This window comes from Alteribacter salitolerans (assembly GCF_016901055.1).
In the GTDB taxonomy this organism is placed as follows: domain Bacteria; phylum Bacillota; class Bacilli; order Bacillales; family Salisediminibacteriaceae; genus Alteribacter; species Alteribacter keqinensis.
The window spans coordinates 46,974-71,803 of record NZ_JAFEUX010000011.1; the positions used below are offsets into that span (position 1 = coordinate 46,974).

Consider the following 24,830-nt stretch of genomic DNA (forward strand, 5'->3'; position numbering starts at 1 on the left):
AAATATGGTATAGAGCGAAGCGGAATGAGTTAAGCTGGTGAGAGGGTAATGGGGAAGATTGCATATTGCAAATAACCCGTTTCAGCCCTATGATATGGATAGGAAATATGCCGGATAAGGTGATGAAAATGATAAAGAAACTGATTTTGCTCACAGTACTCCTTGGGGTGCTCGGCTACTTTGGATATAACCTGGCACTTGATTACGCTTCTGACAGAGTTGCAGATCAGGTGCGGCATGAGGTTCTCACAGAAGAAGTCAGGAACGACCTTCTGAATAACCCTGAATTACAGGCAGTCGCTGAAAAGTATGAAAATCGTGAACTGACCGCAGAAGAAAAAGAAGCACTTCCTTTTACAACAGCGGAAGAAGCAACGCGGGTCCTTATGTCCAAGTTCTCACTTTCAGAGCTGTACAGCATTTCTTCCAAAGCCTCGGGAGGCATGACAACTGAAGAACAGGCTGAACTGGAAACCCTCCTCAGAAGCCGTCTTACGGATGATGAGATAGAAGCGATCATGGTGATCGGCCTGTCGGAAATTAAAAATGCGTTCTAGTACTAAAACGCAGGTCACGTAAAAGAGTCCGAATCAAAATAGAGATAAAACATAATCCAAAAAAGGTGTCCCCCGGGGCACCTTTTTTACGTTTGTAAATGAAATAACACAAAAATAGTCACAAAAAACTAAAACTTTACTCCTGGTTATTAAACTTTAAGCTGGTAAATGTTACACTATATTACAAATATAAAACTTTTATCTCAAAGAAATAGAAAATTTATCATGAAAATTCCAATTTTCAAAGGTTATAAGTCATGCATGTCGAATCAGCTATTACTATACATTTTCCTTTAATTCCTTTCATATGAAAATGAAGGAAATGATTTTACACACAGGAGAGGGTTACCATCAGACGCATCTCTTACATATTTTTTGCTTTCCTACTGTTATTTTATATTTTACCCGCATCCCCTTCCGCCGGGGAAATGGAAGAAAGAAAAAACGTCACGCTCATTTATGACGATTCAGGAAGTATGTGGACCTACGAGGATCTGCCGAGTGATAACTGGAAGTTTGCCAACTACGCCCTTCAAAGTCTCACGGGCCTTCTCGGAAGCAGAGATTCCCTGAATGTGGTCAGAATGAGCGACCCCGGCACAGTGGATCGGATTAATCTGGATTATTCAGAGCGGCAGCGTGAAATTGAGCGGATAGCCGACTGGGACGACCGGGGCCGTACTCCGTTCCAGACAGTCCATACGTCTCTTAATCACATAAGAACCTCTGCCGTTGAAAGCCCCAATGAAGATTACTGGTTTATCATCGTCATGGACGGGGCCTTTAATGACCTGGACTTTAACCACAGCAGTGTATCCTCAGATGCAGAGCTCGATCAAAACTACAGGCAGGCCCTTGAAACCATGCAGGAATTTCAGGAGGAAATGGACGCCAGTGAAATCTCCTTTAACAGCATCTTTGTAACGATTGAATCGTTTCTCACAGACGATGAAATCACCCAGATGACGCGGTTCAGAGAAGAAGTATGGGAACCGTCACTCAACGGTGAACACCTGAGGGCGGAAACAGAAGAGGAGATCATTGAACGGATCAATGAAGTTGCGGCCATTATTACCAACCGTGACCCGGATACGGACCAGACAGGTCACCTTCTTAATCCCGTGATAGAAGATAATGAAGTAACCATCGATTCCCCTTATCCGCTCACAAGACTCACGATTCTCCAGCAGGATTCCGGAAGTGCGGCGGAACACGAGATTGAATCCATTCTTGTAAACGGTGATAGAGGACCTTATGAAACAGATGGTCCGATCTTAATGACATCACCTGACGATCCGGAAGAACTACGTGATACCGTTTTCGGGGCCGTATCCCATGTAAGTCATGACACACCTGAGGGCGTGCTCCCGGAAGGAACATATACATTGACTTTTACCAGTGCCGTTGATGAAAGTACGGTAAACGTAATTGCCGAAACGGCGATTGATTTTTCGATCACCACAAAAAGAATCGAGGAAGAAGGTGTATTAAATGATAACCCCGGCACCTTTATTACCGATTCGGAAATGAAGCTGCTTGTCCGTTTTACAGAACGCGGAGGGGATCAGGAGACCCTTGAACTTACTGAAGACCAGACCGGCTCAATCAGCGTTACGGCCCGGATCGGGGAAGACGACTTTACACTCGGATGGGACCCGGAGCTTGAAGCCTACACAACGCCTTACACCATGCCTGCCGAGGAAGCAGTTGCTGTTGTTACCGGCTATATTCCGGGCTTTTATCAGGAAACAAAAGAGCTGTCCCTTCAAGGACTTGAAGACCGGACGTGGGTACTCAGGGCCGACAATGACCCTTGGAGCTATCTTACTTCAGAGCTGGGAGAGGCACCGCCCCTCGTTTTTACACCGTTCATTAACGATAACCCAATTTCAGAGGCAGAGCTTACCCGCATCTTTGATCAGATTACCGTTGATATTACCGGCCAGGCCATGAGCACAGAGGTTGAACAGCACGGTCCTTCGATTCATGTGATCCCGCAGGAGCCGCAGTTTGCCTTTATGCTCCCATCCGGAGAAAGGACGGTTGAAGTCACGGTAAACGGACCCTATGCAGGTGAAACGGCATCGGCATCTGAAACGGTCAACGTGGAATTTATCGGGCACTGGGATTTTTGGGGGAAGTATCTGGTCTGGGCGCTTTTGATGCTGCTCCTGCTGATCTACATTGTCGGACTGATTAAAAAACCGCGCTTCGATAAAAAGTCCGCAAGGTTTGAGGTGGAAACGAAGTCTACCCGGCACGGAGGAAGCAGGCGAAACAACCCGGTTACCACCCAATTAATCAGGACACCGTTTCTTACAAGGTGGTTTCTGCCTTTTAAAGCAGAGCGAACGTCCATAAACGGACTTATCTTTATCGCTACCAGGTCAAAAGAAGAAGTCCTTCTTGCCAGCTCTTCACAGGATCCGGAAATGAAAGTCGGACGCAGGGCTATGAGAAAAGAGGCGGGAGAAGCAGACGTCTCAGTTTACTCTAATACGTCCATTACAGTTACGAACGGCCATACTGATGAAACCTACACATATCTCACGAGTTAACGGAGAGGAGAAATGACATGTCAAAAGGTGTATCTACTATATTAATCGGTCTCGGAGGGGTCGGGAGTTCCATAGTGAATGAAGTCTACGGGAACATCCCCCTGGACCGCAGGGACAATGTTGCGATCCATGCCTTTGATACCGATGTAAATACGATAAGAAAAATGGAGCATATGGAAGGGAACATTACTCAAACGAGCACACGAAAGTCTGTTGGAGAGTACCTGAGTGAAAATCAGGCGCTGTTAAAGTGGTTCCCTGATAACCCGCATCTGCGCAACAAAACCATGACCGAAGGAGCAGGACAGATCCGTGCAGTTTCCCGTCTCGCTTTCAGGGCTGCTATGGGTGAGAAAAAGCTTAACGCAATGGAAGAAGGAATCAAACGGATTTTCCCTGTTGACGGTGATCCGATGGAGTCAGGGGTACGGGTGATCATCATCAGTTCACTTGTAGGCGGAACCGGATCCGGAATCTTCCTCCAGGTAGCCATGTACTTGAGGGAACTTCTTGAGAAGAAGTTCGCCCAGTCCAGTGTCCTGATCAGAGGGGCTTTTGTCCTCCCTGACGTTCTGGTGCGCACGAATACCCTTGATGAGCGGGAGTGGGATTCAGTCCGGGCAAACGGTTATGCGGCATTGAAGGAATTGAACGCCATCAGCGAAAGTGCCCAGAATGGAAGCAAATCCGATGTGACGATCGAGCTTGAGTACCGTCCGGGCCAGGTCGATATTGAAGGACGGACCACACATGCGATTACAAACCGCCAGCGTCCCTTTGACTTCTGTTTTCTCTATGACTACGAAAATACGAGAGGCCAGAACCTTCCGTCTGTTAAAGAGTACATTAACCAGATGACCAAAACGATTTATCTTCAGCTGTTCAGTCCGATCTCAGCCAAGCATTTCTCACAGGAAGATAATCAGATTCTCGATATTATCAATACCGATGGAAAAGCGAGGTATTGCGGGGCCGGGGCTTCAAGTCTTGTTTATCCGTACAGGGATGTTCTTGAATACTGCTCTCTCAAGTGGTCCGTCAACGGCCTTGATGAATCGTGGCTGACTCTTGACCGTCTTTACGAGGAAGAACGCAGACGTTACGAACAGGATCTCCGCCGCGGCATTAACCGGGAGCGGCCGGATCGCGGGGAGAGGTTCATGTCAAACCTCGGTCAGTTTGTAAACGATGAAAAACCGAAGCCGTTCTTTCAGCAGATTTTCCGTCAGACGAAGGAAGAACTGGACGAGGGCAGACTCGGCCATGAGAAAGCAGAGCTGTTTATCAAGGCTGTGGAGGAGCGTATCGAGCAGGTTCTTGACCGTGACGATGACCTTCATCATGCAAGAAGCCAGTGTACCATTGATGATACGGCTCTAAAACAAAAAGGCGAAGCGAAGCGTGTTATTTCCAACCTCGAAAATGATCTTCGTTCATACGAAGATGAGATCAATAAAAAAGTCTATGAGTTCCGGACATTCCTTGCCCATCAGATTGTGGATCAGGATGCAGACTCCCCGGGAGGAGCGGAAGGTCAGGAGTACCGCCTCAATACATGGTTCCTGAAAAAAGATACCCCGGTACACCCGGTAGCTGTCCGATACATGCTGTATAACGTTAAAGCCATCCTCAAAGAAAAAGCGATGGAGCTTCGGGAGACATGCCGCAACCTGAAAGAAGACATTAAGGACTATGATGACATTTTCGACCTTAAAGAAACGCAGCGTGTGGAAACGGCACCGATGCGTGTAGATCTCGCCCTGGAGCAGGGAGTTTTCAGCAGCCTGTTTAAAAACAAATACAAAGAATTCATCACAGAATACAAAAAGAAATTCGGCGGTCAGCTGAGAGATCTCGATGATTATAAAACAGCCCTCCTTACCCAGCTTGTGTTCAATTCCATTGAGCAAGCAGCAGACAGCATGATTCAGGACTGGGAGCGTTTCTTTGAAAATCTGAAAGATACCCGTGATTCCCTTCTGATGGAAATCAATCAGCTTGCAGTGAAATTCGACCATAACGTGGATCCGACTGTGGAATACGTCCTTGCCGGTAAAGACATTCTTGAAAAAACATGGGAGTCCATCAGGGGTTCTGTGGACCACGGAACACTTCCTGAATCGATCTGCAAACAGATTTACTTAAGTCATTACAGGCAGTATGCAAAGCGTAATGAACAATCCTATGCCAATTATATGGAAGACATCCGAGTAGAGGAAATGTACCGTGCACAGGTTGTATCCCACTGCCGCCAGGAGCTTCGCACCCGTTATCAGGACCGCCTTGATATTACGGTTGTGCAGGCATTGAGACTGGAAGCGGCTATGCTCGGGAAAAATCCTGAATTACACATTGAAGAACGGGTTCAGACAGTGGAAAATGTCGGTCTTCCATTTGTACCGAGGATCGACCATAACCGTGAGCTCAAATTTTGGGGTGTGCATACGAGCCTGTTGAAAGAACTGGGCGATCAGGCGTCAAACCGGTTGTTTGCCGGTAAGGAAGAAGCAGACGATGCGTTTTCAAAATACGAAATCGTCTCCTACCGTGCTCATTACGGCCTGAAAGTTGAGGACTTTGCAAAGTTCAGCTCGGGTACGAAAACGAAGACACACGAAAGTCTTCCAGGCGTCTACTATGAAGCCTACAGACGGAGAGTGGACCGTTTGAACCGCGGTGAAAATACGGTCACGCCTCACCTGGACCGCAACTGGCACCTGCCTGCCTTTATGCCGGACCTGAATTCAAGCCAGGTTGAGCTGGACACAGAAAAGAATGACCGAGCCCTGCTTTTAGGCTTTATATACGGCTGGATTCAGCTTGTAAGAGAAGACGGCAGACTTGTTTATCAGTACAACGGAGAGAATGGCGCCACTCTTATTACGAAGAGCGGCACAAAAGTAGGGAAGGAGGCGTACCTTCTTCATCAGGCACTGGCTCACAACCCGAACATTTATGAAGAAATTCTGCAGCGTTTTGAAGCAGTGAGAAACAACGAGCGCAATCAAAAAGACATCAGCAGACACTCGTTCGTGAACGGGGCTGTTGATGTATCGGGCATAAATAAAGATCGAATGAAAAACATCCTCGATATTACACTCGCCTACGAGTCGGAAGGATTTGGCGACAGTTCCCTTCCTGAGCAGGGGAAGATCCTGAGAGGGCGGCTTCTTACTGAGATCGAGCAGTACTTCGTTCATATTTTTGGCGGGCACAGGAAGTACCAGGCCCGTCAGGAAGCAGTAAAGCTCATAGACCGTCTGTGGGAGGAATCCGAATTCCGTCATGAAATGGAAAACGACTCCCGGGAGTATGCAGAATGGAAATCCATGATCGACAACAAGAAAAACACATTACTTCAGCACACGTAAAGAAAGGATGAGAGGGAGATGCATACCGTTTTACTTAATGAAACAACGAAGCACCCCGAATGGCAGCTGTTTCATCCTTTCTTTTACACCCAGGAATCCAACGGGCAGTTAACGACGATCTCATACGGGCAGCAGGACGGTTTTGCTGCCCTCTTTGATCGTGTTTATAAGGAAATTACAGAAACACGGGCAGACGAATGGCAGCTGGTCGTGCTTTTGCATATGGACTATCCCCTCAAATTGCATGAACGTCTCGCTGTGCGTCTGGAGGAACTGAAGCAGGGACTGGTGGCTCCTTTGAAAAAAAGAGAGGCGGCACCAAAGTCTGTGGTCCTTCTTGTAATGGATGCTCTTTTACACGAAGACACCACAGATACCGAAAGCCGCATTGCCGTTCAGCTGGATGAAGAGGGATTCGTAACAGGAGACTTCATTGACAGGCCTGCTAACGTCTGGAGCCAGCATGACCTGGCTGAGCTTGACGAGGCGTGGGGAGAGAGGGTGAAGGCTGATCACATCGGTCTTCTTGAAAAGCCTCATCAGTCCTTTCTCGATGAGCTTACAAGCCGGATGGAAAAGGTGAAGCGCACGTTTTTAAAGCTTCAGGAAAAGAAAAACATCCTGTATGACGGGAGTGGTTACCTTGATCCCTACACCGGCAGATATGCCCTTATGATAGAAACGCTTTTTACAACGTATTTGGAGGAAGAAATAAGACCGCCGCTGAACAGTGACATCACATCGTTTTATCCGTCCCAGACGCTTCGGAATGTGCTGTCGGATACGGTGTCGATTACCCATGGAATTACTGACATCGCTGTAATCAGACAGTCCATGCCCCGGTTTGCGAAAGATAAAAAGTATGAAAAGTGGCTCGAGGCAGCAGCATTCCTCCAGGTGCTCGTTCAGGATCCTGCTGTTATTAACGGAAGCTTAAAAGGCCAGTGCCATTATCTTGACGCGAAAATCAATCAGGAAAACATGAACGAGATGTTCTCAAAATACAGGAAAGCACTGGAGTTTACGAAAGAGCGTCTGGAGAATGCCTTGTATAACCGGACGGAGATGATGATGAAGCGGTATGAAAAAGACCTGGCACTCCCCAAGTCTGCAGAGGACCTTCCTGAGCTTCAGGTCCCGATGCCCGCTTTTACACCGAAAGAAAAACATACCCTCCTGAACCGGTGGTACGGGGCGGCAAAAAAAGCGAAGGACCGGTTTACTTCCCGTGAGGAAGACATGCAGCAGAGTGCCCGCTCGGGGATCGACATCGTGAAGCGCCACCAGCTGAGAGAGCTTGTTACACAGGATGAAACCGTTCCGATTCATCACTATTTAAAAGAAATCGAAACGTCAAAAAAAGATGTCCTTCTTGAACTTGAAAAGCATGTTCCCCCACCGTCAACTGTCGTTCGCAGGTGGGAGGAATTTACCGAAAAAACAGGTAACCCCCTCGGAGTATCTCTTGATGCGTACCCCGAAAAAAGAAAGCAGGTACTTACAGGAATCACCCTCTGGTTTTTCCTTGCTGTGCCTCTGATTTATTCATTGACCGCTCAAGGAAATGTTCCCACACTCACCGACTGGGGGCAGTATATTCTTATCATTCTCCTCGCCGGGGCGGTTATGGTTATTTCACATGTGGCAGTAAGGTACATGACGCTTCCGGTCAGCGAAGCTGTTGCAGAGACAGAGAAGGTAAAGCACGACCTCGTTCAGGACCAGATGACCCGCCACAGTGACACGAATCATTATTTAAATCACATTTACAAGCTGGAGCGGCTTCACCGGGAAGAAAAAGCGGTCAGAGCAGAACTGGAAAAAAAACAGCTTGCAAACCAGCTCGATCACTTTCATCTCCGGGAACTGAATGTGGCACTGGATGCGTTGATTCATCTTGAGAACCATCTGCACATCCAAAAGAGTGAAAACGCACACAGAGACGCCCTTATTCAGCTTGTAAGCGACAGCTTTCATAAGCACGAGGATGTCATTGACTCGGCCATTTACTCACCTGTGAAATGTGCAGAAGCCGGTAACGATACGTTTTATTCCACTAAAGTTTCTGTGGGACGGACAGTAAGACAGGTTGAGCTTGGGAAATGGAAGCTGCTTGACGAAGTGAAAATTCAAAAGGATAAGGTGTTACACGTATGGAACTGAGAGTGGTAATGATAGGTATTCTGGCTGCCGTTTTTCTCATTGGTATCCTGTACTTTTTCAACTTTAAAAAAGAAGAACGTCACAAACAGCTCTGGCTTCCTCTTCTTGCGATTACCTTTGCTTTCATCATTATGAGGCTGGATATTTTAAATCTTCTTCCCCTTCAGTGGGTGTTTGACCGTGTACCTGACGCTGAATTTGTAACGATTCTCGTGATTAATGGGCTGTGCCTTGCGCTGTTTATACCGCTGAAAATCGTATACAAGGCGACAGGGAAGGTGTCACAGTATTTATCCGGTTTTCTCAGGCAGCGGGCACAGTTCATTGTGAAGGCTGTAAATTTTGTGATTTCAAGAGTGCTGAAACGCCTGCCTGCCGGCTACCGGCAACGCCTGATCTCCGGAGGAAAAGGGAAGGGGACCATCGCCCTTTTCTATGAGCGGGATGTTAAAGGTGTCGTCCTGAAGCCGCAGTGGCATTACCTGTCACTCACCGTCTTTTACACAAGCGGAATCGCTTTTCTCCTTCTCGCAGGCTACATCATTGCACTGCCCTTTGACTGGAGAAACACAGCAGGAGTCCTTTTACCTCCATATCCCGCCTTGTCGTTATTGATTTTTCTTGAAACGGCCTGGTTTTTAAACGGCAGAAGAAGGGATTTCAAAGGTAACGCCTTAAGCGGGGAAGATGTAGAGGCACAGGTCGTTTCCGATCAGGAAAAACTGTTCGATGAATACAAAAGAACGTGGCCGGAAAAGCTCCTCGCTTCGGGCTCTTCTGTAAAGTCCAACCTGTTTTCCCGGGACGAGTCAGAGTACAGCCTTTTTAACCAGGCACAAAGTGAGGAGGAAAAGCACCTTGAGCTTATTTTAAGACGGATGAAAGCTCAGGGCATCCCCCTCCACGAAGGGTATGTGGATATGCTCACGTCCATGATGAATGAAGAAGATGTGATTGTGCGGGATCCTGTTTACGGGGATATAAAGCCGTTTATGATGGCCGGCATGGTCAACAGGCTCATGAACCATCACCGGATCGTTGTCGTTGTCCGTAATCAGCAGGCTGTTGCGGAGACTTTAAGCTGGATTGAAGCAGGTCTGAAACAGGCAAGCGGCCTTGAACATTTGTGGGGCACGGCCACTGTAACGGAAGCCCTTCAGGAAGGACGCGCACCGCACATTATTGTCACTTATGTGAATGAACTGAAAAAACAGAGCACAATTACGTTTCTTACAGGCGGCTTTCACGGCAGCAGGTTTGACACTTATGTCTTTCCGGAAGCAGAAACAAGCCTTGCCCTGTACGCGGGGGATCTGAAAAACATCTCCCTGCAGCTGAGGGAGAGACTGCCGGAAGAACCTTCCTTCTGGGTGTTTACCCAGTGGTATGAAAGAATCGAATCCCTTGTAAGACAGACATTCCGGATAAAACCAGAAGAAATTGAAGCGAAGAAGCTCCATGGAAGCCCGGCGCACCATTATTTAATCTGGAAGCTTGAAGGGCGGAATTTTCAGGAGCGCCTCTTCACAGGGCTCGGCTCCCACCGCTACATCACCGGGGAGGTCACTCTCGGTATCCTCGCCAAAAGAAGGGAAATCCCTAATATCTCCTTTGTCAATCAGGGAGCGGTGCCGATCCGGGAAAGCCTGAACGACCTTCTTGATAACCGTGAACACCTGATAAATATAGGGATGAGCGGGTCCCAGGTGAGAAGGATTAAACGCCATTCAGATATTTACACAAATTATTCAAGTGTTCCTTGCCCTGACCATTCCTTCCTCCTCGTGAGGGATGTCAATTACAATCTGGTCGACACGTTGAAGCACTGGTGGGCAAACGGCAGGATCAGCTCGTTCATTCATGTGATTTCCCCTCCATATCTGTTAAGAGATTACATTGCGGCAGACCTGGACAATCACATGAAAACAAGCCGGACCATTTCACCACTGTCTGTTAGTCAGCCTCACACACCTTACGGAAAAATTAAGCCGCTCTTGGACTTGATGTTGAATGGTTATGTAAAAGAAGAAAAAGTAAAAGAATTTCTCGCCTCTCTTGATACTGGAAACGCTGCCTCATTGCCGGTGATCAAGCAGCTTGAAGATTGTTTTATTCATCTGTTCGGAGCCAGTGATCAGGTGGTTGACGCTCTGAAAGTGAGGAAATCCCGTATTTTTGATGAAGAAGAGCAGTGTTTTAAAGAGCAGACAGAATACAATCTGACGAAAAGGCTTGAAGAACTGATTTCGTCTATGGTGTCTAATGAAATCAAGGTGCAAAAGCAGTCCGGTGACGTTGTGGAAGCGATCCGTGAAGGGCACTTGTATCAGCGCTACCTGCCGGGACAGGAGCACACCTTTAACGGTGAGCTCTGTAAGGTTGAGAAAATAAGTCCCCGCCTTGGAACGATGGATGTAACGTTAACGTCAAACCGCCGCCCATACGTGTATAAACAGGACCGGACATACATCTTTCATGCTAAAGACTGGCCACAACAAGGCAATGTCGTTACAAAAGGGACAAAGAAAGGGCAGACGCTTACGATTCAACTGGGAGAACTGCCGGTGACGGTAAGAACAAGAGGCTATCTTGAAAGCATGAAGCATGTCGATCTTCAGAAGGGAAGCTTCCACACGTTAAAAGACAGTGAGCAGACCCTTGTAGAGCGCCGATTTGAAAAAGGAAAGGTGCTGAAGGTAAGCCTTAAACTGCCTGAAGCCATCGTCAACAGGAACCGGGTTGCCTTTACCCTCTCTTTTTTACTGAATGAATTGTTCCTTACGCTTTATCCGAACCTTCATGAGTATCTGGCTGCATCCGTTCCCTTGCCAGAAGACTTCTTTGCAGGGGAGAATGACATGATCGGCCTGATTCACCCTAAGATGAACAACGGTATGCCATATGATGAAGCCGGTACAAACGAGCTTCACCTCTATCTGATTGAGGATTCTCCAAGCCAGCTTGGTGCTGCCGAGAGCTTTATCCAGAACCGGGAGTATGTGTTCGAATTGCTCGAGGACTACGTGAGCTGGGTTTTAGCGGATGTGGAAGAACGCAGAGAGTATCTCAGCTTCGGCTGTGAAACCCTCTCAGGCCTGTTTGATCTGGAAGGTACACAAAAAGTGCTCCGAACCTTTATGGGCGGGGAGTCGCTGGGAGAACAGCGTCACAACCAGCACCAGGAAGCGGAAAAAGAAACTGGATCGGAAGAAGATTATGAAGAAAAAACCTGTTCCTTCTGCGGTGTAGTGTTTAAAGCCGTTTATTACGAAAAGACCGACGATAAACGAGTCTGGTGTATCGACTGCAGGGAAAGCGCCGTGAACTACGAGCGGGAATTAAAGCCTATGTATGAAAAGCTACGCACTTTTCTCGCCACTGAATTTAACGTTGAACTGAGACGGGATTACCTGTGTGTAGAATTGAAGAGTGCAAAAGATCTGCATGAAGCAAACAGTCTACCGTTCACGCCGGAAAACCCGGGCCGCATGGTGGGGCAGGCGTCACTGGATGAGGAAAACAACATAAAAGTCATGATTGAAAACGGAGCACCGCGGCTTCAGACGTATATGACACTCGTCCACGAGCTTACCCACGTCTGGCAGTATGACAATCTGAACCTCACATACATGACACTTGATGAAATTGAGGGCTTTGCCACCTGGGTTGAAATCTGCCTCGCCGAACACTTCCACGAGCACACCTATGTGGAATGGTTCAAAAGACAGCTCGAGGATCGTAACGATTCGTATTCACGCGGCTACTACGAGATCATGGCACAGATGAAAGAGGCGGGAGTGAAGAGTCCTTTTGAGCTTTATGGAGTGAAACAACCTGCTTAGTAAGGAGGCGCATGTGACAACATTCAAGGAGAAGAGACACGTATACACTGAGAAGTTAAACAAAGACAGAGAAGAAGCGGAGTCATTTTATAAAAAGCACCTGTTTGATGAAGTAAAAAATCAATTTGTCCAGAAGGTACAGCTCGCCCGTTCTGATGATGAAACCCGTTTTTCCTATGACTACCTTTTAATGAGCGTGGGACATGACATTTCTCCGCTGATTTTATGGATAGAAGCCATTAAACCTGAGCGGGTGTTTTTCATATGCTCCCCTGACACGATTGATTACGTGAATGACATTGTGGAAGAAACAGGGTTGAAGGTGACACAGGTAGAGTATGATTCTGTAAGCCGGATTGACGCTTCCGATGTGTATCAGGCAATCAAACATTATGTGGAAAAACATCAGATTCATTTTTTCTCAAAGGTCGCGATTGATATTACCGGCGGGAAGAAGAGCATGATTTCAGGGTGTTCTCTTGCCGCCAACCATCTGGGGATCGATATTTTATATATCGAGAATAATGGTCATTACCCGGGGCATAAAGTACCCGAGCCTGGGAGAGAAACGCCAACCGTCCTTGAGGATCCGCTGGAAGTATTCGGGGACCGAGACTTGTTAACGGGAATTCACAAGTTTAACAGTGAAGACTTTGAAAATGCCATAGAAATCTTTCAGCAGATTCAGGAGCGTGTCATTAATCCGAGGAAATACCAGGCCTATGAACACCTGGCCACAGCCTACAGTCACTTGGAGTCTATGGTATTCGATGAGGCGCAGGTGCATATTGAAAAGACAATACAGATTGCAGAACTGCTCGAACTGAGAGAAATCCCTGTAGATAAGTTGAAGCAGCAACTTACTGCACTAGCGCCCTTAGGCGAGCTTCACAAAATGTCAGACGAGCGGATTCTATCTGATGGAGAGACGTACTGGCATTTATTCGGCTATCTTTTTCAGCTGGCAAACCATTACCGTAAACGGAAAAAGTACGATCTTACAGCTCTGTTAACCTATCGCTGTCTGGAGATGATCGTGCAGCGTTTATTACTGAAACGGGGGATTTCAGCCTCCAGGCCAAAGTTCGGTCATCTTGATTACGGGTCCCTTATCAACAAGGTAAATGAAATTTCCAAAGAGATCTTCCACGAGTTCAGGGAAATTAAAACCTTCGGGTCAAAAATATCACTCATGCAGGGTCTTCTTATTCTTAAGGCATTGGACGAACCGCTGCTTCGTGATATTAAACTGAAAAGCATCAACAACTTTATTAATCTCCGAAACAAGAGCCGCCTTATTCATGGATTTGAACTTCTGGATGAAGAGAGAGTATCAGAATTTTACGGGAGAATAAGAGGGCTGAACAACAAAATATGGAACGAACAACGCAGTGAAATTCAATGCGACTGGAGCTTTGATACCTTTGCGAAGCATTTTAGGTTTGTGGATATAGAGGTAACGGCAAGAAGGTAATCGCAAAAGAATAAAAGGGAATCCCCCGTTCGATCTCGTACTTAATTAAGTAGCAGAGCAGGAACGAGGGATTTTTCTATGTGGCTTAACGACGCAGTAATCTGGACGATCGCCGTTTTTGCGGTGGTTGGTGCAGCTGACCGGATCTTTGGAAACCGGTTTGGATATGGGGAGCAGTTTGAGAAGGGATTTCTTGCCATGGGGCCGCTGGCGCTTGCCATGGTGGGGATTATTTGTTTTTCACCTGTGGTGGCCGAATGGCTCAGGCCGGTGTTTATTCCGGCGGCAAACCTGATGGGGGCTGATCCGTCGGTTTTTGCAGGAATTCTCTTTGCAATCGACATGGGCGGGTACCCGTTATCTGTGGAGCTTTCAGAGACAGACCAGGCGGGTCTTTTTTCAGGAATTATCCTGGCGACGATGATCGGTCCGACGTTTGTTTTTACGATTCCTGTGGCGCTGGGGCTTATAAAAAAAGAGGACCACCGATTTTTTGCCCGGGGGATCCTGATCGGTCTTGTGCCTGTGCCGGCGGGAGCGTGGCTTGCCGGGGTGGTGGCGGGGTTTCCGGCGGGGATGGTGCTGGTCAATCTTGTACCGGTGCTTGTTGTGAGCGTGTTTGTTATGGCGGGGCTTGTCCTTTTTCCAAACGGGATGATCCGGGGATTTATCTGGCTTGGGAAAGGGATTGTGGCTCTGTTTACCCTCATGGCCGGGGTGATCGGGTTTGAAGTTCTTACAGGTGTTACCGTAGTGGCGGGAACGTCTCCTGCAGGGGAGGCGTTTATGATTGTGGGAATGATTGCGATCACCTTGTCCGGTGCGTTTCCTTTTGTTCATTTTTTAAAGGGGATTCTCGGTGGTGTGATGGCACCTGTTGCGGCGAAGCTTAATGTGAAGCGGGTTTCCCTTGTGGGGCTTGTATCGTCTCTTGCTCACAGTATCCCTGTGTTCCAAGTGCTCCATGAGATGGACAGCCGTGGCAAGGTGATGAATGTGGCATTTGCTGTAAGCGGGGCGTTCGTTCTTGGCGGTCACCTCGGATTCGTGTCTTCCGTTGAGCCTCAGATGATTGTGCCTATGATTGCAGGAAAGCTGTCAGCAGGTTGTCTGGCGGTGGGGCTGGCTCTGATTACTGTGAAAGGGATTGAAGAATCTTGAGAGCCTCCACCGACTTTTCACGGTTGGCAAATCAAGTACCTTTAACCTAAAACACCCCTCCGGTAAATGTCGGAGGGGTGTTTCAGGTTCTATGCACGTACTTTTCCTTTAATAAGGGCAAGCCGGGATTTTAATTTTTCCAAAAAGGGCTGGTATCGTGTCTGAGCAGCTTGAGTGGCTGGTTCAAGAGGCTCTCGAGTATGTACGGTTTTTTCTTCAGGTGCAGGAGCCGGTGTGCTTACCCAGTGCTGCCAAAGCTGTTTGTGTACTGCCGCTTTATCGGAATAACGACTTTTACCATAATAATAGCTTTTAACAAAATTAGAATAATAGCAGAATCTGTGCCATTGAATTCGAAAAGTACGGTTTTCACTAATACGGCTGAACGGCTTCATATGAGACCCCTTTCTGTTGTTAGTTCTTTTTTCTATATAGTTTCCAATACCCCTATACCCAGGCATGGTAAACATTTAATCACAAAGTAAAGACAGGCTGAGTTATTTGTATGAGCCATCGCTAATCACGATGACATCAGCATTACGGTTGTCTGTTTTATTAGAATCTGTGAAAGTTATCTCTGTTTTTGACGGGGGAGAAGCTAACATGACTAAATGGGTGGCTAACCTGTTTAAAGAGGGCGCTAACCTGTTTAAAGGCCGCGCTAACCTGTTTAAAAGGACAACAAACCTGTTTAAACAAGATCCGCCCTGTCCCAATTGCCCGGACCTAAAGTATAAATAATTCCCCCTTGAAATCGCATACATTATTGTGTATTGTAATAGTCAAAGAAACGTCCGAAACGTTTTGGAGGGCAGCCGATGGCAACGATAAAAGATATTGCAAAAATGGCAGGCGTCTCTGTTACTACAGTTTCGCGGGCATTAAACGGCTACAGTGATGTAAACCCAAAAACAAGGGACCGCATTAAAAAAGTAGCAGAACAATTAAATTACAGTCCCAATGCTTTAGCAAGAAGCCTGGTTATGAGCAAATCCCATACGATCGGCCTCCTTGTTTCAGAATTAAACCGTTCCGGTGCAAAGGATATGTTTACGTATGAAGTCATGTGCGGAATCAACGACGCAGCATCGGATGAGAACTATGATTTGATTTTATTCAGCACAAACCCTGTTAAACAGGAGCAAAAAAGCTACTCCCAGCTTTGTCGGGAACGACAGGTTGAAGGGGTCATCATGCAGGGGATCAAAACAGATGATCCTTATCTGGATGAGGTTATTGAATCGAACATTCCCTGTGTTCTTGTGGACGTAGAGCTGGAAGGTGACAACGTTGGCTATGTGTCAACGGACAACGTATTTGGGGCCCAGATGGCCATGAGGCATTTGATTAACCTGGGTCACGAAAACATCGCCATGATGAACGGGCACAACCAGGCGAGAGTGAGTCAGAGACGTCTTGAAGGGTACGTAAAAGCTCTCGAGGAAGCGGGATTACCGGTTTATGATCACTATGTTGCTGAAGGTGATTATTTAGAGCCGAAAGCCGAAACAGAAGCAGTGAAACTCCTCACTGATCATCCGGAGATCACGGCCATTTTTTGCGCCAGTGATTTGATGGCACTGGGGGTGCTCCGGGCAGCTGAACGCCTCGGACGAAAGGTGCCTGAAGAATTATCTGTTGTAGGTTACGATGACATCATGCTCGCGCAGTATGCCCATCCGCCCCTTACAACGGTAGCACAGGATAAATACCAGATCGGCTACGAATCAGCCCGGTTGCTTACAGCGATGCTTCAGCAAAAAACAAAAAAAAGAAAAGTTATACTGGACAATCAGTTAATTGTAAGGGGATCCACCGCTCCGCCAAAATAATGCGATCCTCTTTTTTTACACCGCAACCGAAACGTTTCGGTTATTTTTAAGAGTTAAACCCGAAACGTTTCGGAAAAAATTAGCAATCAGGAGGCCCACAACGATGAACTACCGCGTAATCAAAGAAAATGACGTATTTTTACTTACTGACGAAAAAGGAAACATTCCAAAAGATCACCCATACGGACCGGGTTTATATTCAAAAGATACACGATTTTTAAGCAAGCTGGACCTGAAAATCAACGGACAGGAGCCGATTCTTCTGTCATCGGAAGCCGAAGAAAGCTACATCGCTTCCATGATTCTTACAAACCCGCACATGGAACAGAACGGAAACGTTGAACTCTGGCGTGAATCCGTTGAGCTGACAAGAAAGCGCTTCATATACGAAGACGTTTTCTACGAAATGATTACGGCTAAAAATTACAACCCGAAGCGTACAGCTTTTGATATCAGCCTTCATGTAGATGCCGACTTTAAGGATATGTTCATCGTCCGGGGGTTCCAAAACGGCGATATCGGTTCGAGGGGAGAAACAACCCTTGAAAACAACCGCCTTGTTCTTACTTACAACGGTGCAGATGATGTGAAGCGTGAAACAGCAATTGCGTGGAATGAGGAAGCCTCCTCTGTAAATAAAGAAGGAGACGTTCACTTCCATCTTGATCTCGAACATGAAGAAGCACGAACCATCGTCTTTACGTTTGCACCAACAATCGATGGACAAGCCCCAAAAACATATCCGCCCGAGGGAGCGCTTGAAAACCTTGCTGCTTCATACCGGGAGTGGGAGGAAGAAACCACACAGGTTAAAACCGACAACGAAGCACTGCAAAGGCTGATCGACCGGGGAATCGGCGACCTAAGAATTCTCCTTACAGATCTCGGGCACGGTCGTTTTCCCGTTGCCGGACTGCCGTGGTTTGGTGTTCCGTTTGGACGTGACAGCCTGATTGCCGCTCTGCAGATGCTTCCATTCAACCCGGAAGTAGCCAAGGGTACACTCAAAACGATGGCCAGCACGCAGGGACAGTCAAAAGACAGCTGGCGTGACGAAGAACCGGGCAAGATCATGCACGAAATGCGCTTTGGTGAACTTGCCAATACGGGCCAGATTCCATTTACTCCTTACTACGGAACGATCGATGCGACTCCGCTTTTCCTCGTGCTGTTAAGCGAATACATTAAATGGACAGGTGACCTGGATCTTTTCACGGAGCTTGAACCGAACGTGGAAAAAGCGCTCGAGTGGATTGACAGCTACGGCGACCGGGACGGGGATCTGTTTGTGGAGTACCACCAGGAATCGTCCAAAGGCATTGCCAACCAGGGGTGGAAAGACTCAGGTGATTCCATCGTTCACCGAAACGGGGATTTGGCAAAAACACCGATCGCGTTGTCCGAAGTACAAGGCTATGTGTATCAGGCAAAAGAAAGCATTGCTGCCATTTACGAGAAACGGTCTGAAGGCCAAAAAGCTGAATCCCTTCGAAATGAAGCAGCAAAACTTAAAGAAGCATTTGAAAAAGCCTTTTGGATGGAAGATGTGAACTTCTACGCACTGGCACTCGATGAAGGCAAGAACCAGGTCGGTACGATTACATCAAACCCGGGACACGTATTATTCTCCGGCATGCTTGATGAAGACCGTGCTCAAACGGTGAGCCGCATGCTTGTCTCAGACAAAATGTTTTCAGGATACGGCATTCGGACGATGGGGAAAGGTGAAGCGGGTTACAACCCGATGAGCTATCATAACGGAACGATCTGGCCTCACGACAACAGCATGGTCATTCTCGGAATGAGTAAAACAGGAAACAAATCGGACGCTGCAAAAGCGATGAAAGGCTTGATTGATTCGGCTGCTTCCTTTGAATATGATCGTCTGCCTGAATTGTTCTGCGGGTACGATGCAAAAGGAAAAGCGGTTAATTATCCGGTTGCCTGCTCACCTCAGGCGTGGGCTGCAGGAACACCACTGCTATTTATCCAGTCGATCCTGGGTTTGTTCCCTGACAGCTTAACAGAAACGATTGAACTCAACCCGGTGCTTCCTGAAGGCACAAACGAACTGGAAGTAACGAACCTGTCTATCGGAAAAGGACAGCTGAGCGTTCGTGTCACTGGAAAAGATGACGGCTTTAAGACAGAAGTTTTGTCCAATACGACCGGTTTTACTGTAGTAACGAATAGATATCACCATCCGAAAGGGGAATGAACGAAGATGAAAAAAGCAAACTGGCTGAAAGTACTAGGTATGGGTTCATTAGTGACGGTTGCAGGAGTCTTGACAGCATGTGGTGATGGTGGAAACGACGCAGGGGGAGACGGAGAAGAGGAAGTGACGATCCGTTTGACCGGGTGGCAGTCATCTCCAACGGAACAACGGTATTTTGAAGAAACGATCGCTGCCTTTGAAGAAGAGTATCCGCACATTAACGTACAGGTTGACACGATTGCCGATCAGTACATGGACGTTCTTCGTACCCGCCTTATTGGAGGGGAAGCAGCGGACGTATTTTTCCTCGATGCATTTGAAGCACCTGGCCTTATTCAATCAGGCGTTCTTGAGCCGCTTGATGACTACATTACAGATGAATTCGATATTGAAGATTTTCAGGAGCCATTAATTGACGCTTTCCGCCGTGATGACCAGCTTTGGGGACTTCCGAAAGACACATCTACACTCGCTCTTTTCTATAACGAAGATCACCTCGAAGAAGCAGGTTATGACGGCCCGCCTGAAACGTGGGAAGAGCTTGAAGAAATGGCCGAAACACTCACGGAGGGGAACCGCTACGGATTCGGTGTCGTAACGGACCTTGCCAGACTTAAGTTCATCGCAGAATCCGGCGGGGGACAAATTGTTGAAGACAACCGTGCCAGCTTCTCTGACCCAAGCGTTCTTGAAGCACTGCAGCCGATTGTGGATATGAGAAACGAAAAAGAAATCGCTGCGTCACCTGCTGACGTAGGTGCCGAGTGGGGCGGAGACATGTTTGGGACAGAGCGTGCGTCCATGATCATCGAAGGAAACTGGATGCTTGAGTTCATGGAAGACACGTTCCCGGATGTCAACTACGGTGTTGCTGAAATCCCGACAATCAACGGTGAACAAGGATCGATGGCTTACACGGTGTCTTATTCGATGAACAGCGCGTCTGAACATAAAGACGAAGCATGGCAGTTAATAGAGTTCTTGACCGGCAAAGAAGGTATGGAGATCTGGACAAGCTCCGGTCTTGCCCTTCCATCCCGTGAAAGTGTAGCTGAAGAACTTGATTATGCCGATGACGAGCTGTACGCACCATTTATTGAAGCCGCTTCCTACGCGACGGTCTGGGCAGACGACACGAACCTGCCCATCATCAATTCAAACTTTGAAAACCAGTTCTCCAGTGCGTTTTTAGGTAACCGCAGTCTTCAGGAAGCACTGGAAGAAGCAGAGCGTGTAGCAAACAACGAAATTCAGGACTAACAGATGAGGGTCTGTCATCCGGGAGTCTTTATACTCCCGGGGACATCCCTTTTCCTATATACACGCCTATTGAAGGAGGTTACGAAAACCATGGCTAAACGGAAATATACAAAAAGCCAGCTCAGAGAGGCCGGTCAAGGTTACGTATTTTTATCTCCGACCATTCTCACGCTTCTTGTGTTTCTGATCGGACCGATTATCTTTGCTTTATTTCTGGCTTTTACGAGAGTGCAGCTCCTTGGGGATACAAGTTTTACTTTCGTAGGATTTGATAACTTTACGAGAATGGTCGATGACACAAGAGCGCTGATCGCCCTTCGAAATACAGCCTTTTACGTAGTCGTCGTTGTACCTGTCCAAACGATTCTGGCTCTCGTTTTGGCAGCAACTCTTAATGCAGGACTAAAAGGGGAAAAGTTCTTTAGAATTATCTATTTCCTTCCAACACTTACATCTTCCGCGGTACTCGTAATGATTTTCATGTGGATGTATCGTCCGGACGGGTTTATTAACTCCATTCTTGGAGGCGTCGGGCTCCCGACATACAACTGGATCAATGATCCCAACATTGCCCTTATTTCGATTATGATTATGAACATTTGGGCCACAGCCCCGTTCTTTATGGTTATCTACTTAGCTGCACTGCAGGACATTCCTGATTCCCTTTACGAAGCGGCTGATCTTGATGGTGCCAATGCCGTTCAGAAGTTCTGGCATGTCACGGTTCCCCTGCTCCGTCCGGTTACAGGCTTTGCGGTCATTATGGGGATTATCGGAACGTTCCAGCTCTTTGACCAGTCGTACATGTTCTCAGGGGGATCCGGCGGACCGGATAACTCCACATTAACGGTCGTTCTGTTGATTTATCAGTATGCCTTCGCCGCCTACGATCAGATGGGCTATGCCGCTTCCCTTGCTGTCGCCCTTGCGATTGTCATTTTAGCAGCGACGCTCATTCAGCGTAAGCTTCAAAAAGACGAAGAAGTCTACTAGATAAAGGAAGGCACTGAAAAAGTCGGGCTTTAACTTTTTCTATGCCTTGCTAAGCAATGAGCGGAACGGTTGCATGTTTTAAGAGCCGGTTACGTGTGGGTTTCTCGTAACAGGCGCGCAACCGAGTGGAGCCATTGCCATTCTAATAAAGACACTGAAAAAGTTGAGCTTTTACTTTTTCAGTGGTTTCAAAAGGAGAGGAGGATACGACCATGAAAAGTCAAATGAACATTGCAAAACTGCTGCTTTATGCGATCCTCACAAGCTATGCCATCGTAACGCTGATTCCGTTCATCTGGGCATTGAGTGCATCGTTTAAACCCTTAAATGAAATTCTCGCCGGGGGACTGAACTTCATCCCCCAGGAATTTACGTTCAATAACTATATTACGATTTTTACAGAACAGGCTCTTTTTCCCCGCTGGTTGTTTAACAGTGTGTTTGTTGCCGTAATCGGAACGGCTTTGAATCTCGTATTCAACTCCATGGCAGGGTACGCTCTTGCCAGGCTTACCTTTCCGGGTAAAAAGACGCTCTTTATTACGATCCTGGCTGTACTGATGATTCCGGCACAGGTAACGATGATTCCAAACTTCCTGATTTTAAAAGAGCTTGGCTGGCTGAACAGCTACCAGGGCTTGATTATCCCCGGTATGGTCAATGCGACGTTTATCTTCATGATGAGGCAGTTCTTCGTGAACTTCCCCCGTGAAGTGGAAGAAGCAGCAGCGATTGACGGCCTGGGACGTTTCGGAACGTTTTTCAGAATCGTCATGCCAATGGCTAAACCGGCTCTTGCAGCCCAGGCGATCTTCGTCTTTATGTCGTTCTGGAACAACTTCATGGCGCCGCTCATCATCATGACTGACGCGTCCATGTACACACTTCCGGTCGGTCTGAACGCATTCCAGTCCGACTACGCCACCTACTGGAACTACATCATGGCCGCATCCATGGTATTCACATTACCTGTACTTGTAATTTACATTTTCTTTAACCGTTTCTTCCTGAGAGGATTGTCTTTCAGAGGGGACAAATAGAAAGATGGAAAAGAGAGGAGAGGTCCTCTCTTTTTTTCGTTTTTGTTAGGAGGGGGAGGGGGCTAAGTGTAAAAAAGTCTGCCCTAAGTGTAGAAAGAAGAGGAATAAGTGTAGAAAAAGCTCTTCTAACTGTAAAAAAGGAAGAGCTAACCGTTAAATAACCTCTAAGCGTAAAATGAGAAGATTTAACTGTAAAATAAACCAATCTAACCGTAAAAACCCCACCCAAAACCCAATCTCTCAGCAGAAAAGAATTACCGCATTGAAGAAATCTTTCTCCTCTCCGGCAAAACCGCCTGCAGATCCAGCTGAAAAACCGCCACACGGATGCGATCCGGATGGCGGTTTTTCTTACACTTTATTTTGTACACCTTTCAATTCGTATACAGCACGCTCTACGAGGTCGCGAATGACAAAATCGCTGATTGGTTTTTGGATGGTGGCGAATGCACCGAGCATAATGGTCTTTTTTAAGTGGCTGTTTGTTCCGGCGGAGGAGGCCATTATGATTTTAACATTTGAATCAACACGTACAATTTCCTTCAAGGCCTGAACACCATCTTTTACCGGCATGATAATATCCATAATGATTAAGTCAGGACGGTGACTGCGGTGCTTTTCCACGGCTTCTGCACCATTGGACGCTTCGAAGACATCTGAAGCGCCAAGAAGTTCAACGGTTTCCCTCAAATGGTTTCTTAGCATTTGTGAATCGTCACAGATGAGGATTGAAAACTGTTCTTCTGCCATTCTTGTACCTCCTGTTAAATCAGCTGACGGGAAGGATGAAAAATAAAACTGATTCTGTCATTCTTTGGTTAAAAACAGTTTAACACATATGTCAGAAAATATAGACATTTCAGTGAAATTTATTGAAAAGAAGACGTTTTTATGGCAGATTACGGATAAAGCCTTCCTTTGCTTTACTATTAAATGGAAAGATAAAAAAATGTAAAAAAATATGTCCTTTTTGTAATAAAACTATTTATTACATTGAATAAAGATGATATATTAAATTCGATTCATGTAACTTATTACGGTTTAATGTAGTATCACATCTAGTTGTCAGACATCGAACGTTTTTTTTATTAGTCAATGAAACCGCTTTACAAGAAGGTGAGACTCGGACTGTGTCATACTATTGAAGCCGGTTTCACGGTGGATGATGATTGGACATGCTGCATAAGTTGCATTTTCACAATTTTTTCAACATTAATCGAGGGGGATTAACAAATGAAAAAGAAGTTTTCATTTCTTTTAACAACTGTTCTCGCAGCGGGGACATTGCTTGCAGCCTGCGGAGACGGGGGTAACGGAGACGAAGAACAAGGTGCCGATGGTGCTGAAGGGGATGTATTTTCAGCGAAGATGGTAACAGATACAGGCGGGGTTGACGACCGTTCATTTAACGAATCAGCATGGGCCGGTCTTCAGGCATTTGAAGATGATTTTGACGTGGAAGTTGACTATCTTCAATCAGGAGATGCGAGTGACTACGCGCCAAACTTAAACCGTCTGGCTCGTGAAGGCACTGACCTTACTTTCGCAATCGGGTTCCTTATGGAAGATGATATCCGGTCAGTAGCAGAGCAAAATGCAGATCAGCAGTTTGCGATTGTTGATACAGTTGTAGCTAACGATGACGGGGATACTTACGAGAACATTGCCAACATCACATTTGCCGAGCATCAGGGATCTTTCCTTGTAGGTGTTGTGGCCGGTCTTCAAACAGAGACTGACCAGGTTGGCTTTATCGGCGGGGTAGAAAGCCCGCTTATTTCTAAGTTTGAAAATGGATTTAAAGCAGGCGTCCTTGCAGTAAATCCGGATGCTGAGATTACTGTTCAGTATGCACAGGACTTTAATGATGCTTCAAGAGGACAAGGAATTGCCGACACCATGTACGGTGGTGGAGTTGACATCATTTACCACGCTGCCGGCGGTACAGGTAACGGGGTATTTACTGAAGCAATTGACCGTGCCCGTAACGGAGAAAACGTATGGGTAATCGGGGTTGACCAGGATCAGCACGCGCAGGGTGACTATGACGGCGGAAACGTAACGCTTACTTCTATGATTAAGCGCGTAGACGAAGCGGTTTACCAGGTTTCTGAACAGACAATGAACGGTGAATACCCAGGTGGGGAAATCATTGAATTCGGTCTTGAAGACAACGGGGTAGGAATTGCTGAAACACAGGATAACGTATCTGAAGAAGCTCTTCAGGCAGTTGAAGAGTATAAGCAGATGATTCTTGACGGTGAAATCGACGTTCCTCATAATGACGATGAATTCGAAGAGTACGAAAGCAGCCTTTAATAAGTAAAACAGAAGGTGTCCCATAGACAAGATACCCGGATC

General features: G+C 46.9%; 15 protein-coding genes. 13 read left to right on the plus strand and 2 right to left on the minus strand.

Features of this window, described 5'->3' with window-relative positions:
- Positions 1-128 precede the first annotated feature (128 nt).
- The 7 genes from JSY36_RS17490 (at position 129) to eutH (ending at position 15,126) form a co-directional block, all read left to right on the plus strand.
- On the plus strand, positions 129-557 hold the full coding sequence (locus JSY36_RS17490) for a hypothetical protein (RefSeq protein WP_205167345.1): 429 nt from the start codon (positions 129-131) through the stop codon (positions 555-557).
- 428 nt (positions 558-985) lie between these two features.
- On the plus strand, positions 986-3,115 hold the full coding sequence (locus JSY36_RS17495) for a hypothetical protein (RefSeq protein ID WP_205167346.1): 2,130 nt from the start codon (positions 986-988) through the stop codon (positions 3,113-3,115).
- A 17-nt stretch (positions 3,116-3,132) separates the two neighbouring features.
- Positions 3,133-6,486: a tubulin-like doman-containing protein gene (locus tag JSY36_RS17500; RefSeq protein ID WP_205167347.1), complete on the plus strand. Its 3,354-nt coding sequence runs from the start codon at positions 3,133-3,135 to the stop codon at positions 6,484-6,486.
- Positions 6,487-6,504: 18 nt separating this feature from the next.
- Complete coding sequence (locus tag JSY36_RS17505; protein ID WP_205167348.1) at positions 6,505-8,649, plus strand: hypothetical protein; 2,145 nt, start codon at positions 6,505-6,507, stop codon at positions 8,647-8,649.
- Positions 8,640-12,491 carry a hypothetical protein gene (locus JSY36_RS17510; RefSeq protein WP_205167349.1) on the plus strand — a complete coding sequence of 1,284 codons (3,852 nt, stop codon included), beginning with the start codon at positions 8,640-8,642 and terminating at the stop codon, positions 12,489-12,491. The genes JSY36_RS17505 and JSY36_RS17510 overlap by 10 nt, the downstream gene beginning before the upstream one ends.
- 13 nt (positions 12,492-12,504) lie before the next feature.
- Positions 12,505-13,965: a TIGR02710 family CRISPR-associated CARF protein gene (locus JSY36_RS17515; protein WP_205167350.1), complete on the plus strand. Its 1,461-nt coding sequence runs from the start codon at positions 12,505-12,507 to the stop codon at positions 13,963-13,965.
- 78 nt (positions 13,966-14,043) lie between these two features.
- Entirely contained in the window at positions 14,044-15,126 is a 1,083-nt protein-coding gene (gene eutH / locus JSY36_RS17520; RefSeq protein WP_205167351.1) for an ethanolamine utilization protein EutH, read from the plus strand.
- A gap of 89 nt (positions 15,127-15,215) precedes the next feature.
- Here eutH and JSY36_RS17525 read toward each other — a convergent pair whose 3' ends face one another.
- Positions 15,216-15,521, minus strand: coding sequence for a hypothetical protein (locus tag JSY36_RS17525; protein ID WP_205167352.1), 306 nt, complete (start codon positions 15,519-15,521; stop codon positions 15,216-15,218).
- A gap of 423 nt (positions 15,522-15,944) precedes the next feature.
- Between JSY36_RS17525 and JSY36_RS17530 the strand changes: the two genes are divergently transcribed.
- From JSY36_RS17530 to JSY36_RS17550, 5 genes are all read left to right on the plus strand, one after another.
- Positions 15,945-16,958 (plus strand): LacI family DNA-binding transcriptional regulator, encoded by a 1,014-nt coding sequence (locus JSY36_RS17530; protein WP_205167353.1) that lies wholly within the window; start codon positions 15,945-15,947, stop codon positions 16,956-16,958.
- A gap of 103 nt (positions 16,959-17,061) precedes the next feature.
- Positions 17,062-19,176: an amylo-alpha-1,6-glucosidase gene (locus JSY36_RS17535; RefSeq protein ID WP_205167354.1), complete on the plus strand. Its 2,115-nt coding sequence runs from the start codon at positions 17,062-17,064 to the stop codon at positions 19,174-19,176.
- Positions 19,177-19,182: 6 nt separating this feature from the next.
- A complete protein-coding gene (locus tag JSY36_RS17540) occupies positions 19,183-20,436 on the plus strand; it encodes an ABC transporter substrate-binding protein (protein WP_205167355.1) in 1,254 nt (417 codons plus the stop codon).
- 90 nt (positions 20,437-20,526) lie between these two features.
- Positions 20,527-21,429 carry a carbohydrate ABC transporter permease gene (locus JSY36_RS17545; protein WP_122896020.1) on the plus strand — a complete coding sequence of 301 codons (903 nt, stop codon included), beginning with the start codon at positions 20,527-20,529 and terminating at the stop codon, positions 21,427-21,429.
- A 212-nt stretch (positions 21,430-21,641) separates the two neighbouring features.
- On the plus strand, positions 21,642-22,469 hold the full coding sequence (locus JSY36_RS17550; protein ID WP_122896021.1) for a carbohydrate ABC transporter permease: 828 nt from the start codon (positions 21,642-21,644) through the stop codon (positions 22,467-22,469).
- A gap of 351 nt (positions 22,470-22,820) precedes the next feature.
- Here the strand turns inward: JSY36_RS17550 and JSY36_RS17555 are convergent, their stop codons facing one another.
- A complete protein-coding gene (locus tag JSY36_RS17555) occupies positions 22,821-23,219 on the minus strand; it encodes a response regulator (RefSeq protein ID WP_205167356.1) in 399 nt (132 codons plus the stop codon).
- A gap of 483 nt (positions 23,220-23,702) precedes the next feature.
- On the opposite strand from JSY36_RS17555, the gene JSY36_RS17560 reads away from it, so the two are divergent.
- The gene (locus JSY36_RS17560; RefSeq protein ID WP_205167357.1) at positions 23,703-24,788 is read left to right on the plus strand and encodes a BMP family lipoprotein; all 1,086 of its coding nucleotides are present in this window, start codon (positions 23,703-23,705) and stop codon (positions 24,786-24,788) included.
- The last annotated feature ends 42 nt before the right edge of the window (positions 24,789-24,830 follow it).

Excerpts from the sequence above, each read along its gene's own strand:
- JSY36_RS17490 (WP_205167345.1), top strand. The coding sequence starts at position 129 with ATGATAAAGAAACTGATTTTGCTCACAGTACTCCTTGGGGTGCTCGGC.
- JSY36_RS17495 (WP_205167346.1), top strand. The coding sequence starts at position 986 with ATGGAAGAAAGAAAAAACGTCACGCTCATTTATGACGATTCAGGAAGT.
- JSY36_RS17500 (WP_205167347.1), top strand. The coding sequence starts at position 3,133 with ATGTCAAAAGGTGTATCTACTATATTAATCGGTCTCGGAGGGGTCGGG.
- JSY36_RS17505 (WP_205167348.1), top strand. The coding sequence starts at position 6,505 with ATGCATACCGTTTTACTTAATGAAACAACGAAGCACCCCGAATGGCAG.
- JSY36_RS17510 (WP_205167349.1), top strand. The coding sequence starts at position 8,640 with ATGGAACTGAGAGTGGTAATGATAGGTATTCTGGCTGCCGTTTTTCTC.
- eutH (WP_205167351.1), top strand. The coding sequence starts at position 14,044 with ATGTGGCTTAACGACGCAGTAATCTGGACGATCGCCGTTTTTGCGGTG.
- JSY36_RS17525 (WP_205167352.1), bottom strand. The coding sequence starts at position 15,521 with ATGAAGCCGTTCAGCCGTATTAGTGAAAACCGTACTTTTCGAATTCAA.
- JSY36_RS17530 (WP_205167353.1), top strand. The coding sequence starts at position 15,945 with ATGGCAACGATAAAAGATATTGCAAAAATGGCAGGCGTCTCTGTTACT.
- JSY36_RS17535 (WP_205167354.1), top strand. The coding sequence starts at position 17,062 with ATGAACTACCGCGTAATCAAAGAAAATGACGTATTTTTACTTACTGAC.
- JSY36_RS17540 (WP_205167355.1), top strand. The coding sequence starts at position 19,183 with ATGAAAAAAGCAAACTGGCTGAAAGTACTAGGTATGGGTTCATTAGTG.
- JSY36_RS17545 (WP_122896020.1), top strand. The coding sequence starts at position 20,527 with ATGGCTAAACGGAAATATACAAAAAGCCAGCTCAGAGAGGCCGGTCAA.
- JSY36_RS17550 (WP_122896021.1), top strand. The coding sequence starts at position 21,642 with ATGAAAAGTCAAATGAACATTGCAAAACTGCTGCTTTATGCGATCCTC.
- JSY36_RS17555 (WP_205167356.1), bottom strand. The coding sequence starts at position 23,219 with ATGGCAGAAGAACAGTTTTCAATCCTCATCTGTGACGATTCACAAATG.
- JSY36_RS17560 (WP_205167357.1), top strand. The coding sequence starts at position 23,703 with ATGAAAAAGAAGTTTTCATTTCTTTTAACAACTGTTCTCGCAGCGGGG.